At 61.8% G+C, this 17031-nt stretch carries 13 protein-coding genes; 12 read left to right on the forward strand and 1 reads right to left on the reverse strand.

What is annotated here, in order from left to right; all coding sequences use genetic code 11:
• Window positions 1–60: 60 nt before the first annotated feature.
• Window positions 61–1341 (forward strand): lipoprotein-releasing ABC transporter permease subunit, encoded by a 1281-nt coding sequence (locus AB8A50_RS04740; protein ID WP_439077033.1) that lies wholly within the window; start codon window positions 61–63, stop codon window positions 1339–1341.
• Window positions 1342–1350: 9 nt separating this feature from the next.
• Window positions 1351–2049, forward strand: a complete 699-nt coding sequence (locus tag AB8A50_RS04745) for an ABC transporter ATP-binding protein (RefSeq protein ID WP_068730961.1) — start codon at window positions 1351–1353, stop codon at window positions 2047–2049.
• A gap of 61 nt (window positions 2050–2110) precedes the next feature.
• Here AB8A50_RS04745 and AB8A50_RS04750 read toward each other — a convergent pair whose 3' ends face one another.
• Window positions 2111–2410, reverse strand: a complete 300-nt coding sequence (locus tag AB8A50_RS04750) for a DUF3551 domain-containing protein (protein ID WP_439077034.1) — start codon at window positions 2408–2410, stop codon at window positions 2111–2113.
• Between the two features lie 694 nt (window positions 2411–3104).
• Between AB8A50_RS04750 and dnaE the strand changes: the two genes are divergently transcribed.
• The 10 genes from dnaE to bamA all read left to right on the forward strand — a co-directional run bounded on the left by dnaE (window position 3105) and on the right by bamA (window position 17009).
• Window positions 3105–6587 carry a DNA polymerase III subunit alpha gene (dnaE, locus tag AB8A50_RS04755; protein ID WP_089264548.1) on the forward strand — a complete coding sequence of 1161 codons (3483 nt, stop codon included), beginning with the start codon at window positions 3105–3107 and terminating at the stop codon, window positions 6585–6587.
• Window positions 6588–6788: 201 nt separating this feature from the next.
• Complete coding sequence (locus AB8A50_RS04760) at window positions 6789–7781, forward strand: 30S ribosomal protein S2 (protein ID WP_068730869.1); 993 nt, start codon at window positions 6789–6791, stop codon at window positions 7779–7781.
• A gap of 199 nt (window positions 7782–7980) precedes the next feature.
• Complete coding sequence (gene tsf / locus AB8A50_RS04765; RefSeq protein WP_089264547.1) at window positions 7981–8904, forward strand: translation elongation factor Ts; 924 nt, start codon at window positions 7981–7983, stop codon at window positions 8902–8904.
• 67 nt (window positions 8905–8971) lie between these two features.
• Window positions 8972–9688: a UMP kinase gene (gene pyrH / locus AB8A50_RS04770; RefSeq protein WP_068730867.1), complete on the forward strand. Its 717-nt coding sequence runs from the start codon at window positions 8972–8974 to the stop codon at window positions 9686–9688.
• 70 nt (window positions 9689–9758) lie between these two features.
• Window positions 9759–10316 (forward strand): ribosome recycling factor, encoded by a 558-nt coding sequence (gene frr / locus AB8A50_RS04775; protein WP_374725665.1) that lies wholly within the window; start codon window positions 9759–9761, stop codon window positions 10314–10316.
• 90 nt (window positions 10317–10406) lie between these two features.
• Window positions 10407–11162 carry an isoprenyl transferase gene (locus tag AB8A50_RS04780; protein ID WP_068730865.1) on the forward strand — a complete coding sequence of 252 codons (756 nt, stop codon included), beginning with the start codon at window positions 10407–10409 and terminating at the stop codon, window positions 11160–11162.
• A 5-nt stretch (window positions 11163–11167) separates the two neighbouring features.
• Window positions 11168–11878 (forward strand): phosphatidate cytidylyltransferase, encoded by a 711-nt coding sequence (locus AB8A50_RS04785; protein WP_439079918.1) that lies wholly within the window; start codon window positions 11168–11170, stop codon window positions 11876–11878.
• Window positions 11879–11882: 4 nt separating this feature from the next.
• A complete protein-coding gene (dxr, locus tag AB8A50_RS04790; RefSeq protein WP_093758765.1) occupies window positions 11883–13106 on the forward strand; it encodes a 1-deoxy-D-xylulose-5-phosphate reductoisomerase in 1224 nt (407 codons plus the stop codon).
• 43 nt (window positions 13107–13149) lie between these two features.
• Entirely contained in the window at window positions 13150–14301 is a 1152-nt protein-coding gene (gene rseP, locus AB8A50_RS04795; protein WP_089264545.1) for an RIP metalloprotease RseP, read from the forward strand.
• A gap of 173 nt (window positions 14302–14474) precedes the next feature.
• Window positions 14475–17009, forward strand: coding sequence for an outer membrane protein assembly factor BamA (gene bamA, locus AB8A50_RS04800; protein ID WP_439077035.1), 2535 nt, complete (start codon window positions 14475–14477; stop codon window positions 17007–17009).
• Window positions 17010–17031 lie beyond the last annotated feature (22 nt).

Here is a 17031-nt window from a genome sequence, read left to right on the forward strand (position 1 = left end):
TGGTCGCCGCATCACTCACGATGCGGCTAGAATAAGCCCGATTCGTATGGGAGTCGGGCGATGGATGATGCCATGAGCGAGCCAGTTCGAACCCCACCCTTCGCCGCCTTCGAATGGCTGCTGTCCGGACGCTATCTCCGCGCGCGCCGTAAAGAGGGATTCATCTCCGTCATTGCCGGCTTCTCGTTCCTCGGCATCATGCTCGGCGTTGCCACGCTGATCATCGTGATGGCCGTGATGAACGGCTTCCGCAAGGAGCTGCTCGACAAGATCCTGGGTCTCAACGGGCATCTGCTGGTGCAGCCGCTGGAAAGTCCTCTGACCGACTGGAAGGATGTCGCCGACCGCATCAGCGGCGTGAATGGCATTCGTCTCGCGGCGCCGGTCGTGGATGGCCAGGGATTGGGATCATCCGCGTTCGGTGCTGCCGGCATCTTTATCCGCGGTATTCGCTCTGGCGATCTCAATAACCTCACGTCGATCGCCAAGAACATCAAGCAGGGCACGCTCGAAGGCTTCGATGACGGGCAGGGTGTGGCGATCGGTCGGCGGCTGGCAGATCAGCTCTCGATCCATGCCGGCGACATGATCACGTTGATCTCGCCGAAGGGGGCGGTGACCCCGATGGGCACGACGCCGCGGATCAAGCCCTACAAGGTTGTTGCCGTCTTCGAGATCGGCATGTCGGAATATGACTCGACCTTCGTGTTCATGCCGCTGGCCGAGGCGCAGACTTACTTCAATCGCCCCTCTGACGTGACCTCGATCGAGGTCTACACCAACAATCCCGACAGGATCGACGAGTATCGCAAGCTCGTGACCGAGGCGGCCGGGCGACCGATCTTCATCGTCGATTGGCGGCAGCGCAACTCGACCTTCTTCAATGCGCTGCAGGTCGAGCGCAACGTCATGTTCCTGATCCTGACGCTGATCGTGCTGGTGGCGGCGCTGAACATCGTCTCCGGCCTGATCATGCTGGTGAAGGACAAGGGCAGCGATATCGCGATCCTGCGCACCATGGGCGCCTCTCAAGGCTCGATCATGCGAGTGTTCCTGATCACGGGTGCTGCGATCGGCGTGGTCGGCACGCTGGTCGGCTTCTTTGTTGGACTACTGGTCTGCTTCAACATCGAGACGATCCGGCAATTCATCTCGTGGATGACATCCACGGAGCTGTTCTCGCCGGAACTGTATTTCCTGTCCAAGCTGCCGGCCGAGGTCGACGTCGGCGAGACCAGCGCGGTCGTGATCATGGCGCTGACGCTGTCGTTCCTGGCGACCCTCTACCCGTCGTGGCGCGCCGCGCGCCTCGATCCCGTCGATGCGCTAAGATACGAGTGAGTGACTGATATGGCGCAAGGGGCAGATGATGTACCGGTGGTCTATCTCCACGACATCAAGCGGCAATACACCCAGGGCGAAAGCGTTCTGACCATTCTCGACAATGCCAAGCTGGCATTGTGGGCGGGGCAGTCTGTCGCGCTGGTGGCGCCGTCCGGCTCGGGCAAGTCGACGCTGCTGCATATTGCCGGCCTGCTCGAGAGCCCGGATGACGGCGAGGTCTATGTCGGCGGCACCGCGACCTCGGGCCTGTCGGACACCGAGCGCACCCAGATCCGCCGCACCGATATCGGCTTTGTCTACCAGTCACATCGGCTGCTGCCGGAATTCACCGCGCTGGAGAACGTCATGCTGCCGCAGATGATCCGCGGCCTGAAGCGCTCCGAGACGGTTGCCCGCGCCAAGGAAATCTTGGCCTATCTGGGTCTGGCCGAACGCATCACCCATCGCCCGGCGGAGTTGTCGGGCGGCGAGCAGCAGCGCGTTGCTATTGCCCGCGCGGTAGCCAATGCGCCGCGCGTGCTATTTGCGGATGAGCCGACGGGTAATCTCGATCCGCACACCGCGGATCATGTCTTCAAGGCGCTGATGCAGCTGGTGAAGGCGACCAAGGTGGCGATGTTGATCGCGACCCACAACATGGAACTGGCTGGCCGTATGGATCGGCGAGTGTCGCTGGAAAACGGCAAGGTCGTCGAACTCGACTGACCCCGCCACTCGTTTCAGTTGAGAGAGAAAAAGCGAGGCGCGCCGCGGACGGCGCCGTCGCTCAGTAGCTGCTCTTACGCTTGCGCTTCACGCGCGGCTGCTGCGGCGCGTAGGTCTGCGCATAGGCCAGCGCCGGATTGGCAAAGCAGGTCAGGCCGATGCCCGATGCCGTCGCGGCGCACTGCGCGTATGTGCGGTAGCTGCAGTCGTCGTCGTCATAGAGCGAGCGCATGCAGAACGGATAACCGCTCGGCGTGTTGAACGAGAACGGGCCGGGATCGGTGCGCTGTGCTGCGGCGGGCGTGATGGTGAGGGCCGAGAGGGCGCCGAGGGCGACCAGAGCAAGCAGGGCTGCGCGCATCGAATTCTCCTGCCGACTCAGATGGCCGGCTGCATGTGATCTCTGACCGGCACAAAGCCGGTCCGAGAGGTATTCGTCAACTCACAAAGCCGGATTCCGCTCCGCATCTGGCGCCGGAAACATGCCGTAACAGGGCTTGTTCGGCACAGGCGACGCAATACGGCGTAGGTGATCGCCGGCGAGGGATGGCCTTGGCTGGCTGGGCGTAAAGCGTGCCGGCCTGCCATTTTAACCATCCCGAATATGAGGCGCGACGAGCCGGATCGGCTGCTTGACTCAGGAACAGAATGAGAACAATGTTCTTCATATGTTCCAGAGATCACGGAGGCCACCATGTTGAAGACCTTTGTTGAAGAAGCCGCTGCGCTGGCATCGATCGTTCTGTTCGTCGGCATGATTGCGGTTTGGGCGCAACTGATCCCCCAGCTGTGATCCTGCTCCCGGACGCTGGCTGCGAAGCTGGCGCCGGAACACCGGGGAAGCACTCTCCGGTGGATACGGGAACGCTCCCGGGGAATGACAAGCATTCCCTAGGGAATGCGGGGACGCTTCCGGGCCCGAGCGGGTTTCACATGGACTTGGCCGGGGGCAGGCATCACCATGGGGCAGCGAGTCGGTCTGAACAGGCTGCCGCGATCCCCAGTGTCGATGACTGCCCAGATCGGGCGCTGCAAAGTCCGGAACGCCCCACGCCATGAGTCAGAAGCCCGCCGCCGCGTCGAATGCCGGATTTGTCCATCTGCACGTGCATTCGGCCTATTCGCTGCTGAAGGGCTCGATCAAGATCCAAAAACTGGCGGAACTGGCGAAGGCCGACCATCAGCCGGCGCTGGCGCTGACCGATAGCGACAACATGTTTGGCGCGCTGGAATTCTCCGAGAAGCTGGTGGGCTACGGCATCCAGCCGATCACCGGCTGCGAGGTCGCGATCGATTTCGGCGACCAGGATCCCAACGCCCGTAATGCGCTGAACGCCGTGATGCCGCGCATCGTGCTGCTGGCTGCCAAGGAGCGTGGCTATCAGAGCCTGATGAAACTCAACTCGCGCGCGTTTCTGGAAACCCCGGTCAATCATGCGCCCCACATCAAGCTGGAATGGCTGCTGGAGGAAACAGAAGACCTGATCGCGTTGAGCGGCGGTCCTGACGGTCCGATCAATCAGGCGCTGCTCGCCGATCAATCCGCGCTTGCCGCTGCGCGTTGCGACCGACTCGCATCGCTATTCGGCGATCGGCTCTACATCGAACTGCAGCGTCATGGCGCAGAGAAGGAGCGCCGCGCCGAAGCGGGTTTGATAGACCTGGCTTACGCCAAGGGCCTGCCGCTGGTGGCAACGAACGAGCCGTATTTTGCCGCCGCGGATGACTATGAGGCCCATGATGCGCTGCTATGTATCGCCGGTGGCAGGATCATTGCCGAAACGGACCGCGAGCAGCTCACTACCGATCATCGCTTCAAGACTCGCGCCGAAATGGCGGTTCTGTTTGCCGATATTCCCGAGGCATTGGCGTCAACCGTCGAAATCGCCGAGCGCTGCTCGTTCCGGCCAAAGACGCGCAAGCCGATCCTGCCGCGCTTCACGGTGGGCGCCGGCAGTAACGCTGAAGGTGCGGCCCAGGAGGAATCCGACGAGTTGCGTCGTCAGGCCGAGGAAGGCCTGCGCAAACGTCTCGAGATCCACGGCGTGTCGCAGGGCAAGAGCGAGGAGGAATACCACGCGCGGCTCGACTTCGAACTCAACGTGATCTCCCGCATGAACTATGCGGGTTACTTCCTGATCGTGTCCGACTTCATCAAATGGGCGAAGGCACAGGGCATTCCGGTGGGACCGGGCCGCGGTTCGGGCGCGGGCTCGCTGGTCGCCTGGGTGTTGACCATCACCGATCTCGATCCCTTGCAGTTCAATCTTCTGTTCGAACGCTTCCTCAATCCGGAACGCGTCTCGATGCCGGACTTCGACATCGACTTCTGCCAGGATCGTCGCGGCGAGGTGATCTCCTATGTGCAGCAGCGCTACGGCCGCGATCAGGTCGCGCAGATCATCACCTTCGGTACGCTGCAGGCGCGCGGCGTGTTGCGCGACGTCGGCCGTGTGCTGCAGATGCCCTATGGCCAGGTCGACAAGCTGACCAAGCTGGTGCCGCAAAATCCTGCGGCCCCTGTGACCTTGGCTGCGGCGATCGAAGGCGAGCCGAAGCTGCAGGCGCTCCGCGACGAGGATCCAATCGTCGCCAAAGCCTTCGATATCGCGCAGCGTCTCGAGGGCCTGACGCGCCACGCTTCGACCCACGCCGCAGGCATCGTGATTGGCGACCGGCCGCTGTCGCAGCTCGTGCCGATGTATCGCGATCCGAAATCGGACATGCCGGTCACCCAGTTCAACATGAAATGGGTTGAGCCAGCAGGTCTCGTGAAGTTCGACTTCCTCGGCCTGAAGACGCTGACGGTGCTCGATGTCGCCGTGAAGCTACTCAAGCAGCGCAATATTGACGTCAATCTTGCGACCACGCCGATTACCGACGCCAAGAGCTACGAAATGCTGGCGCGCGGTGAAGTGGTCGGCGTATTCCAGGTGGAAAGCCAGGGTATGCGGCGCGCGCTTGTGGACATGCGGCCCGACCGTTTCGAGGACATCATCGCGCTGGTCGCGTTGTATCGTCCGGGCCCGATGGCGAACATCCCGACCTATTGCGCGCGCAAGCATGGCGATGAAGAGCCGGAATATCTGCATCCGATCATCGAGCCGATCCTGAAGGAAACTTTCGGCGTCATCATCTATCAGGAACAGGTGATGCAGATCGCACAGGTCATGGCCGGCTATTCGCTCGGCGACGCCGACCTGCTGCGCCGCGCGATGGGCAAGAAGATCCGCGCCGAAATGGAAAAGCAGCGCGAGATCTTCGTTGCAGGCTCTGTCAAGAACGGCGTGCCGAAGGGGCAGGCCGATACGATCTTCGATCTGCTGGCAAAATTCGCCGACTATGGCTTCAACAAGAGCCACGCGGCGGCCTATGCGCTCGTGTCGTATCACACCGCTTATATGAAGGCGCATTATCCGGTGGAGTTCATTGCGGCGTCGATGACGCTCGACATGGGCAATACCGACAAGCTGTCGGAATTTCGCGCCGAGGCGCAGCGGCTCGGTATCAAGGTCGAGGCGCCGAACATCAATCGTTCGGGCGTAACCTTCGAGGTCAGCGACAACACGATCTATTATGCGCTGGCCGCGTTGAAAGGCGTCGGCGCTGGCGCCGTCGAGCTGATCGTCGCCGAGCGCAACAAGAATGGTTTGTTCACGTCGCTTGCCGACTTTGCGTCGCGCGTGAGCCCACGCGCCGTCAACAAGCGCATCATCGAAACACTCGCTGCGGCCGGCGCCTTCGATACGCTCGATCCACATCGTGCCCGCGTGCATGGCGGCGCGGATGCTATTTTGGCCGCCTGCCAGAGCGCCCACGTGGATACGACAATCGGTCAGGGAAACATGTTTGGCGGCGCGGCCGATGCGCCGACCATCATGCTGCCGCAGATCGACAACTGGCTGGCGGCGGAGAAGCTGCGCAAGGAATACGACGCTATTGGCTTCTTCCTGTCCGGCCATCCGCTCGATGACTATGCGACCGCCCTGAAGCGACTGCGGGTGCAGAGTTGGGCCGAGTTCTGCCGCGCGGTCAAAACCGGTGCTACGGCGGGCAGGGTGGCGGCTACCGTCGTATCCCGCATGGAGCGGCGGACCAAGACCGGCAACAAGATGGGCATCATGGGCCTGTCGGATCCGACCGGGCATTTCGAGGCGGTGCTGTTCTCCGAAGGGCTTGCCCAATACCGCGACGTGCTGGAACCCGGTACCGCGGTGCTGCTGCAACTCGGTGCCGAACTCCAGGGCGAGGACGTTCGGGCCCGGGTTCTCCACGCGGAACCTCTGGATGCCGCCGCTGCCAAGACCCAGAAGGGGCTCAGGGTGACCATGAAGGACACCAAGGCACTGGATTCGCTGGTAAAACGCCTCCAACCGCAGCCGAGCAATGCCGCCGGCGGAGGCGACGTCTCGCTGATCCTGCGCCTCGACCTGCAAACTGAGGTCGAATTCAAGCTCGAAGGCCGGTTCCAGGTGTCCCCGCAGATCGCCGGCGCCATCAAGGCGGTTTCCGGGGTGGAAATGGTCGAAACGCTTTGAGCTGGCAACCCGCGCGGTAAACCGGCCGAAGCCGCCGGATTTCCTTGCTTATCCCGGGAATCCGGCTATAAGCCGGCGCATCTCACACGGAAGCATGGCTTAATCGCCGTCCGGTGGCATCCGGGCTGCACGGCAGAATCCTCTGCCCGAACGCTCGTTTGCTCACACGCTTCCGGAGGAAACAACCGGAGAATTGATACTATGGCACTACCCGAATTTTCTATGCGTCAACTGCTCGAAGCTGGCGTCCACTTTGGCCACCAGTCGCACCGCTGGAATCCGAAGATGGCGAATTACATCTTCGGCGCACGCAACAACATCCACATCATCGATCTCGCGCAGACCGTGCCGTTGCTGCACACCGCGCTGAAGGCTGTGAGCGACACCGTCGCCAAGGGCGGCCGCATCCTGTTCGTCGGCACCAAGCGCCAGGCGCAGGACGTCGTTGCCGAAGCTGCGAAGCGTTCGGCGATGTACTTCGTCAATTCGCGCTGGCTCGGCGGCACGCTGACCAACTGGAAGACCATCTCCGGTTCGATCAAGCGTCTGCGCCACCTCGACGAAGTGCTGAACTCTGGCGACGCGTCGGCCTACACCAAGAAGGAGCGTCTGACGCTGCAGCGCGAGCGCGACAAGCTCGATCGCTCGCTGGGCGGCATCAAGGACATGGGCGGTCTGCCCGACCTGATCTTTGTGATCGACACCAACAAGGAAGACATCGCGATCCAGGAAGCTCAGCGTCTGGGTATCCCTGTCGCGGCGATCGTCGACACCAACTCGGATCCGAAGGGCATCACCTATGTGGTCCCGGGCAACGACGACGCCGGTCGTGCGCTGTCGCTGTATTGCGACCTGATCGCACGCGCTGTCATCGACGGCATCTCGCGCGCCCAGGGCGACTCGGGCTTCGATATCGGTGCATCGGCTGCCCCGGTGGCTGAGGCCATCCCGGCTCCGGAAGCAGGCTTCCAGGGGCTGGCCGGTCCGCGCGGCACCGCCGACGATCTCAAGAAGCTCACCGGCGTGTCCGGTGCGATCGAGAAGAAGTTCAACGACCTCGGCATCTTCCACTACTGGCAGTTGGCCGAACTCGATCACGACACCGCACACAAGATTGGCGAAGAAGTTGGTCTTCCGGCCCGTGCCGACGGCTGGGTCGCCCAGGCCAAGGGTCTGACGGCGGAAGCCGAGTAACGCGCAGGCGTGATCCCGGAACCGGTGTCCCGGTTCCGGACAAAATCATGCCGAGCGACAGCCAAGAAACTATTGTGCGGCCGTCATCCCGGCCGCACTTTCCATCTCTACACTTCTCTCGATGATAGTTCCTGCGGCGTAACGCGATTGACCAGCACCGGCTGGCTCGCAGGCGCCCTGACAGGCAAAGGGTTCAACGATGGCAACGATTACTGCAGCGATGGTCAAGGACCTCCGCGAAACCACCGGCGTCGGCATGATGGATTGCAAGAACGCACTGGCTGCCAATGACGGCGACATGCAGGCGTCAATCGACTGGCTGCGCGCGAAGGGCCTGTCCAAGGCCGCCAAGAAGGCTGACCGCGTTGCGGCCGAAGGCCTGATCGGCGTTCTCACCGCCGGCAACAAGGGCGTCGTGGTCGAAGTCAATTCCGAGACCGACTTTGTCGCGCGCAACGATCAGTTCCAGGGTCTGGTCAAGATGATCGCCCAGGTGGCGCTCAAGGTCGGCTCCGACGTCGAAGCCATCAAGGCTCACAAGATTGGCGAAGCTACCGTCGAGACCGCGATCACCGAAGCCATCGCCACCATCGGCGAAAACATGACCCTGCGCCGCGCCGCGACGCTGGAAGTCTCGGCCGGCGTCGTGTCGAGCTACGTGCATAACGCCGTGATCGAAGGTCTCGGCAAGATGGGCATCATCGTCGCGCTGGAATCCACCGGCAAGGCTGACGAGCTCGCGACCCTTGGGAAACAGATCGCGATGCATGTCGCTGCTGCCAACCCGCAGGCGCTGGACTCGGCCGGCCTCGATCCGGCCGTCGTTGCTCGCGAGAAGGAAGTGATGGCGGATAAGTATCGCCAGCAGGGCAAGCCGGATGCGATGATCGAGAAGATCGTCGAGAACGGCCTGAAGACCTATTACAAGGAAGTCTGCCTGCTGGATCAGGCCTTCATCCACGACACCGGTAAGTCGGTGGCGCAGGCCGTCAAGGAAGCCGAAGGCAAGGTTGGCGCGCCGATCAAGCTCGCTGGCTTCGTGCGCTACGCGCTCGGCGAAGGCATCGAGAAGCAGACTTCGGACTTCGCTGCCGAAGTTGCCGCCGCCAGCGGCCAGAAGTAAGACGAATTGGAAGACCTCCCGGCGATCTACGCCGGGAGCTGCCGCCTCGAAAGGAAGCGATCGCATCATGGGTGAGCCGCTCTATCGTCGCGTCGTGATCAAGGTCTCGGGTGAGTCTTTCGCCGGAGGCCAGTCATTCGGTATCGATCAGCCGACCATCGACCGCATTGCCGTCGATCTCATTGCAGCCCAGAAACTTGGTGTCGAAGTCGCGGTCGTCGTCGGCGGCGGCAATATCTTTCGCGGCGTCGAAGTCTCCTCGCGTGGTGTGTCGCGCCCGACCGGCGATAGCATGGGCATGCTCGCTACCGTTATGAACTGCCTGGCACTGGAAGCTGCGATCGAGCGCCACGCCGTGCCGGCCCGCACGCTGTCGGCGATGGTGATGCCGCAGGTCTGCGAACTCTTCACACGTGCTGCCGCACACAAATACCTGTCCGAGGGCCGCATCGTGCTGCTGGCCGGCGGTACCGGCAATCCGTTCTTCACCACCGACACGACCGCAGTGTTGCGCGCTGCCGAGATCGGCGCATCGGCCGTGCTGAAGGCGACCAATGTGGACGGCGTCTACAGCGCCGATCCAAAGAAGGATCCGAACGCGACGCGCTTCGAGCGTCTCAGCCATTCGCAGGCCGTGGAGGGGAACTACAAAGTCATGGATGCGACGGCTTTCGCGCTTGCCCGCGAGACCTCGCTGCCTATCATCGTGTTCTCGATCGCCGAACCGGGTTCGATCGGCGCCATTTTGACTGGTACTGGCCGCGGCACCATCGTCGCGGGCTGATTTTAGACGGGTTCGGAGCGCCATACCCGCTTCGCACCAGCAGGATACAAGGGAGAGCTGCATGGCCACCATGGCCCCATTCGACATCAACGACCTCAAGCGCCGTATGCAGGGCTCGACCCAGTCGCTGAAGCATGAGCTTGGCGGCTTGCGCACCGGACGTGCGGCAGCCTCGATGCTGGAGCCGGTCCAGGTGGAAGCCTATGGCAGCCACATGCCGCTGAACCAGGTTGCGACCGTCAGCGTTCCCGAGCCGCGCCTGCTGTCGGTGCAGGTTTGGGACAAGTCGATGGTCAAGGCGGTGGAAAAGGCGATCGTCGATTCCAATCTCGGCCTTAGCCCGGCAACCGAAGGCCAGATTCTGCGGCTACGCATTCCCGAATTGAACACCGAGCGCCGCAAGGAACTCGTGAAGGTCGCGCATAAATATGCCGAGGCAGCCAAGGTCGCCGTGCGCCACGTCCGCCGCGACGGTCTCGACATCATCAAGAAGCTCGAGAAGGCTCACGAGATTTCCGAGGACGACCAGAAGCGCCACGATACCGAAGTGCAGAAGGTCACGGACAGCATAATCGCTGAAATCGATCAGTTGCTGGCGGCTAAGGAAAAGGAAATCATGACGGTTTAAGCGTTAGAAGCCGCTTTTAAGCTGTTGAAAAGCGTATGGTCCGCAAATTGGTCACATATGTGCCGGACCATAGGCTGGGGATTTTAATCGATGTCGAATGCCGCCGCGCCCGCAAATGATGGATCGGACCGATCCACGCCTTTGCATGTCGCGATCATCATGGACGGCAATGGGCGCTGGGCTGCAGCGCGGGGGCTTCCGCGCGCCGAGGGCCATCGCCGCGGCGTCGAGGCACTTCGCCGTGTGGTGCGGGCATCCAACGAACTCGGCATCCAGTATCTGACGATCTTCTCGTTCAGCTCCGAGAACTGGTCGCGGCCGGCATCCGAGATCAGCGATCTGTTCGGCCTGCTGCGTCGCTTCATCCGCAACGACCTTGCCACCCTGCATCGCGACGGCGTGCGGGTCCGTGTGATTGGAGAGCGCCAGGGCCTCGATTCCGATATCGCGTCATTGCTGAAAGAGGCCGAGGACCTGACGCGGGGCAACACCCAGCTCAATCTCGTGGTCGCCTTCAACTACGGCTCGCGGCACGAGATCGCCACGGCAGCGCAGCGCCTTGCGCGCGAGGTTGCCGAGGGCAAGCGGACGCCCGAAAGCATCAATGTCGATACGCTCGGCCAGTATCTCGACGCGCCTGATATTCCGGACCCGGACCTGATCATCCGCACGTCGGGTGAACAGCGGCTTTCGAACTTCCTGATGTGGCAGGCTGCCTATAGCGAGTTCGTATTCGTGCCGATCCACTGGCCGGATTTCGACAAGGCCGCGCTGGAAAGCGCCATTGCCGAATATGCCCGCCGCGAGCGGCGTTTCGGCGGTCTCGCCGCGAAAACCGGTTCGTGAGCGGCGTGACCCAGGACGACAGTACGCCGAAGCAGGCGGATGACCGGGGGCTGCGCAATCTCTTGATGCGCATCCTGGCCGCGCTGGTGCTGATCCCCGTTGCGATTTTCGCCGCCTATGCCGGTGGCTGGCTGTGGTTCGGCCTCGTGACGCTGGTGTCGGTGGGTCTCTTCCTGGAATGGCGGGCCATTGTCGGCAATCATGTCGGCTGGATCGGGCTTGGCTTCGTCTACGCCTTGGCTGCGTTTGCGGCGTCCATTGTCGTGCGCCTCGATCCCGTCTGGGGCTTCTCGGCCCTGATGTTCATTCTGTTGGTGGTCTGGATGACCGATATCGGCGGCTATTTCGCCGGGCGCGGCATCGGCGGCCCGAAACTGTGGCCACGCGTCAGTCCGAAGAAGACATGGGCCGGCGCTATCGGCGGTTTTGTTCTCAGCCTTGCTGTGGCTGCCGGTTTTGCCATGAATGGTTTGGGCAGCCTGCTGCCGCTGCTCATGATCGCAACCGTGCTGACGGTGCTGTCGCAACTTGGTGATCTCTTCGAGTCCGCAGTGAAGCGCAAATTCGGCGTCAAGGATTCTGGCCAGATCATTCCTGGCCATGGCGGTCTGCTGGATCGCCTCGACGGCTATGTATTCGCGGTGGTTGCTGCCGCGGTGATCGGTCTTTTACGCGGCGGTGCAGATGGCGTCGGCCGCGGTCTTATGGTTTGGTGATTTGATGAGCGCTGTTCCCCTGCGAAATAACAAGCCCGCCGCGTCTAGTCTGCGCAGCATCACTGTCCTCGGTGCGACCGGTTCGATCGGCGACAGCACCATGGATCTGCTGCGAGCCTCGCCCGAGCGGTACCAGGTGGAGGCACTCACGGCCAACGGGAACGTTGAGGGCGTAGTCAAGCTGGCCAAGGAATTCAACGCGCGCTTTGTGGCCGTCGCTGATGAATCCAAGCTGGACGAACTCCGCGCGGCACTCGCCGGCACCGGCATCGCCAGCGGGGCAGGGGATAGCGCCATCGTCGAGGCTGCAGAGCGTCCGGCCGACTGGCTGATGGCCGCCGTATCAGGCGCCGCCGGCTTGAAGCCTGCACTCGCCGCCGTCGACCGCGGCGCCACCGTTGCACTGGCCAACAAGGAATGCCTCGTTTGCGCCGGCGATTTCTTCATGGATCGCGCCGCCAAAGCTGGCGCCTGCATCCTGCCGGCGGACAGCGAGCACAATGCGCTGTTCCAGGCGCTGGCCTCCGGCAGCCGCGAGGAACTGACCCGCGTGATCATCACCGCCTCGGGCGGACCGTTCCGTACCTGGGCTGCCGCCGATATCGAGCAGGCAACGCTGGCGCAGGCGCTGAAACATCCGAACTGGTCGATGGGGCAGAAGATTACCATCGACTCCGCATCGATGATGAACAAGGGTCTCGAAGTGATCGAGGCGTCCTATCTGTTCGCGCTGGCGCCGGACGAAATCGACGTGCTGGTGCACCCGCAGTCGATCATCCACGGCATGGTCGAGTTCCGCGATTATTCTGTCATGGCGCAGCTCGGTTCGCCCGACATGCGCACGCCGATCGCGCATTGCCTGGGTTGGCCGGACCGCATCCCGGGCCGGGCGGCGCCGCTCGACCTTGCCAAGATCGGCTCGCTGACCTTCGAGGCACCGGATTACGCGCGCTTCCCTGGCCTGAAGCTGGCCTATGACGCGCTGCGCACCGGCAGCGGTGCGACCACCGTCTACAACGCGGCCAACGAGATCGCCGTGGCTGCCTTCACCGCCCAGAAGATCCGCTTTGGCGCCATTGCACGGCTGGTCGAAGCCACCATGAATGAATGGGTGCGGGCAGGGAATTTGGCGCCGTTGTCGTCGGCGGATGACGCCATCGCTGTTGACCATAAAGCGAGAAAAATGGCTGCCACCCTCTTGCCTCAAATTGCCGCAAAGGCATCCTAGAGCATTGGGGACGAGGCCTTTGGCCTCGCGTTAGGGGATCGGGATGCTTGAGTTTTTCCAACATAGTTTCAATACGTTAAGCCACGGCTTTATCGGCTATATCATCCCCTTTCTGTTTGTCCTGACGATCGTGGTGTTCTTCCACGAACTCGGCCACTTCCTGGTCGCCCGCTGGAACGGCGTTAAGGTCCTGACGTTCTCGCTCGGCTTCGGTCCTGAACTCGCCGGCTTCAACGATCGCCATGGCACGCGCTGGAAGATTTCCGCGATTCCGCTTGGCGGCTACGTGAAGTTCTTCGGCGACGAGAGCGAAGCCTCGACCCCCTCAAGCGCCGCGCTGGAAGGCATGACCGCGGATGAGCGCAAGGGCAGCTTCCATCACAAGCGGGTTGGCCAGCGTGCCGCCATCGTGGCTGCGGGTCCGATCGCCAACTTCATCCTCGCGATCGTCATTTTCACCTGCCTGTTCACGTTCTTTGGCAAGCCGAGCACGACCGCCAAGGTCGACAGCATTCAGGCGGGCAGCGCGGCCGAGAAGGCCGGGTTCCAGTCGGGCGACATCATCAAGGCCATCGATGGCAAGGTCATTGGCAGCTTCTCCGACATGCAGCGCATCGTCGGCACCAAGGCTGGCGAGCAGCTGGCCTTCAGCGTCAAGCGCGGCGAAGCCACGGTTGAGCTGAAGGGCACGCCAGAACTTCGCGAAGTCAAAGACAGCTTCGGTAACGTCCATCGTCTCGGCGTCCTCGGCATTACCCGCGCGACAGCGGTTGGCGAAGCGACCACCGAGCGGGTCAATCCGGCGACCGCTTTCGTGCTGGGCGTCAAGGAAACCTGGTTCGTCGTGGACCGCACCATCGCCTATATCGGCGGTGTATTCACCGGACGCGAGGCGGCCGACCAGATCGGCGGTCCGATGCGAATCGCCCAGATCTCGGGGCAGGTGGCGACAATCGGCCTGACCGCCCTGATTCACCTGGCGGCGGTTCTGTCGATCTCGATCGGCCTTCTCAACCTGTTTCCGGTGCCACTTCTCGATGGTGGTCATCTTTTGTTCTATGCCGTCGAAGCCGTTCGTGGGCGTCCGCTGTCGGAGCGCGCGCAGGAGATGGGCTTCCGCATTGGCCTCGGTTTAGTGCTGATGTTGATGGTATTTGCGACCTATAACGACATTCTTCACCTGGCTTCGTCATGATCGAGGCTGGGGGTAACGTGGCCGATGGGCAACGTCTTGGAATGAAATTAGAATTGCAGCGCGAAAGGTCGTTTGCCAGTCAGGTAAAATTGGCTACAAGCTGGGCCACTAAAGGGATTCTGTCAGACCGTAGGGGTGCGGGCTGGCGATGGAATGATAAGGGCGCTTTGCGCATGATTTTTGGTTTGCGGGGTTTCCGGGGCGGCCTTCTTGCTGCTTCGATCTTGGTCGCCATGCCGGTCGCCGTTACAGCGACTGCTACGCTCGTTTCTTCGACTGCCGTGGCTCAGACCGCCGCTTCGATTGTTGTTGAAGGCAATCGTCGCGTGGATGTGGAGACCATCCGCTCCTATTTCCGTCCCGGCCCGAGTGGCCGGCTGGATCAGGGCACCATCGATGACGGCCTCAAGTCGCTCATCGAGACCGGCCTGTTCCAGGACGTGAAGATCAATCAGGCCGGTGGCCGTCTGGTCGTCAGCGTCGTCGAAAACCCGGTCATTGGCCGTGTCGCCTTCGAAGGTAACAAGAAGGTCAAGGACGACCAGCTGAACGCCGAAGTGCAGTCGAAGCCGCGCGGGACGCTGTCGCGCCCGATGGTGCAGGCAGACGCGCAGCGCATCTCCGAAATCTATCGTCGCTCTGGCCGTTATGACGTCAGCGTCGTTCCGGAATTCATCGAGCAGCCGAACAACCGCGTCGACCTGATCTTCACGATCAACGAAGGTGCGAAGACCGGCGTGAAGTCGATCCAGTTCATCGGCAACAACTATTACTCGTCCTACCGCCTCAAGGACGTCATCAAGACCCGTGAATCGAACCTCCTGAGCTTCCTGGCTTCGGGCGATATCTATGATCCGGACCGCATCGAAGCCGATCGCGACCTGATCCGCCGCTATTACCTGAAGAACGGCTTTGCCGACGTTCAGGTCGTCGCCGCGCTCACCGAATACGACCCGAACCAGAAGGGCTTCCTGGTCACCTTCAAGATCGAAGAAGGTCAGCAGTACCGCGTGTCGTCGGTCGACTTCTCGTCCACCATTCCGCAGTTCGATCCGAACTCGCTGCGCAGCTTCTCGCGCGTTGGCGTCGGCTCGCTCTACAACGCGGAAGCGCTGGAGAAGTCGGTCGAGGAAATGCAGATCGAAATGTCCCGCCGCGGCTACGCCTTTGCCGTCGTGCGTCCGCGTGGCGATCGCAATTTCGAGTCTCACACCGTCACCATCGGTTTCACGGTGGAAGAGGGCCCGCGCGTCTATATCGAGCGCATCAATGTGCGCGGCAACACGCGTACCCGTGACTATGTCATCCGCCGCGAATTCGATCTCGCCGAAGGCGACGCCTATAACCGCGCGCTGGTTGATCGTGCCGAACGCCGCCTGAAGAACCTCGATTTCTTCAAGAGCGTGAAGGTGACGACTGAGCCCGGCTCGTCCAGCGATCGCGTGATCCTGGTGGTCGATCTGGAAGAAAAATCCACCGGCGACTTCTCTGTCTCGGGCGGCTACTCGACCACCGACGGTGCGCTCGGCGAAGTCAGCGTCTCGGAACGTAACTTCCTCGGTCGCGGTCTGTTTGCGAAGGCATCGGTCCAGTACGGCCAGTATGCGCGTGGCTACTCGCTGTCCTTCGTTGAGCCTTACCTGCTCGACTACCGCGTTGCGCTCGGCCTCGATTTTTATCAGCGCGAGCAGCTGTCCAACAGCTACATCTCGTACAACACCAAGACGCTCGGCTTCAGCCCGCGTCTCGGTTTCCAGCTGCGTGAAGATCTCGCGCTGCAGCTGCGCTACTCTGTCTATCAGCAGCAGATTTCGCTCCCGGCGACGTTGAGCAACTGTAACAACCTGCCAGGCAGCCCAACTGCGACCAACACTCCCGGTTATTTGAATTCACTGTTCCCGGGTTCTGTTGATCCAGCCAATGCCAACACTTGGGGTTGTTACGCCGATGGTGAGTCGTCTCTGCCAGTTCGCCGCGAACTGGCCAGCGGCAAGACGCTGACCTCGGCGCTCGGCTACACGCTGAACTACAACACCCTCGACAACAACAAGAACCCGACCGACGGTCTGTTCCTGGAGTTCAAGCAGGACTACGCCGGCGTCGGCGGCGACGTGACCTACCTCAAGACCACGATCGATGCGAAGTACTACACCCCGCTGGTGGCCGACATCGTTGGTTTGCTGCGTGTCCAGGGTGGTATGCTGAACAAGGTCGGCGAAGACATCCGCATGCTGGATCACTTCCAGATGGGTCCGAACCTGGTGCGTGGTTTCGCGCAGAACGGTATCGGTCCGCGTGACATCAGCTACGTTGCGCTGGGATCCTACGGTGACGCGCTCGGCGGCACCAAGTATTGGGGCGCTTCGGCCGAATTGCAGATGCCATTCTGGTTCCTGCCGAAGGAAGTTGGCATCAAGGGCGCGGTTTATGCCGATGCCGGCGGTCTCTGGGATTATAAGGGACCGACCAGTTGGGCTCAGACTGGCGAAATCAATGCCGCCGGCTGTGTGCCTGCGAGCCGGACTTCGGTCGGTAACTGCGCCGGCATGACCTATGACGATGGCAATGTTGTCCGGTCGTCGGTCGGTGTTGGCCTGATCTGGCAGTCGCCGTTTGGTCCGCTGCGCTTCGATTACGCAGTGCCGATCACCAAGGGCGCCTATGATCGCGTGCAGCAGTTCAAGTTCGGCGGCGGAACTTCGTTCTGAGTTTGATCTCCGGCCGGACCGC

The organism is Tardiphaga sp. 841_E9_N1_2 (genome assembly GCF_051811065.1).
Lineage (GTDB): Bacteria > Pseudomonadota > Alphaproteobacteria > Rhizobiales > Xanthobacteraceae > Tardiphaga > Tardiphaga robiniae.

Coding starts and splice junctions, on each gene's coding strand:
- tsf (WP_089264547.1), top strand. CDS start 7,981: ATGGCAACGATTACTGCAGCGATGGTCAAGGACCTCCGCGAAACCACC.
- pyrH (WP_068730867.1), top strand. CDS start 8,972: ATGGGTGAGCCGCTCTATCGTCGCGTCGTGATCAAGGTCTCGGGTGAG.
- AB8A50_RS04745 (WP_068730961.1), top strand. CDS start 1,351: ATGGCGCAAGGGGCAGATGATGTACCGGTGGTCTATCTCCACGACATC.
- AB8A50_RS04750 (WP_439077034.1), bottom strand. CDS start 2,410: ATGCGCGCAGCCCTGCTTGCTCTGGTCGCCCTCGGCGCCCTCTCGGCC.
- dxr (WP_093758765.1), top strand. CDS start 11,883: ATGAGCGCTGTTCCCCTGCGAAATAACAAGCCCGCCGCGTCTAGTCTG.
- AB8A50_RS04780 (WP_068730865.1), top strand. CDS start 10,407: ATGTCGAATGCCGCCGCGCCCGCAAATGATGGATCGGACCGATCCACG.
- rseP (WP_089264545.1), top strand. CDS start 13,150: ATGCTTGAGTTTTTCCAACATAGTTTCAATACGTTAAGCCACGGCTTT.
- AB8A50_RS04740 (WP_439077033.1), top strand. CDS start 61: ATGGATGATGCCATGAGCGAGCCAGTTCGAACCCCACCCTTCGCCGCC.
- frr (WP_374725665.1), top strand. CDS start 9,759: ATGGCCCCATTCGACATCAACGACCTCAAGCGCCGTATGCAGGGCTCG.
- dnaE (WP_089264548.1), top strand. CDS start 3,105: ATGAGTCAGAAGCCCGCCGCCGCGTCGAATGCCGGATTTGTCCATCTG.
- bamA (WP_439077035.1), top strand. CDS start 14,475: ATGATTTTTGGTTTGCGGGGTTTCCGGGGCGGCCTTCTTGCTGCTTCG.
- AB8A50_RS04760 (WP_068730869.1), top strand. CDS start 6,789: ATGGCACTACCCGAATTTTCTATGCGTCAACTGCTCGAAGCTGGCGTC.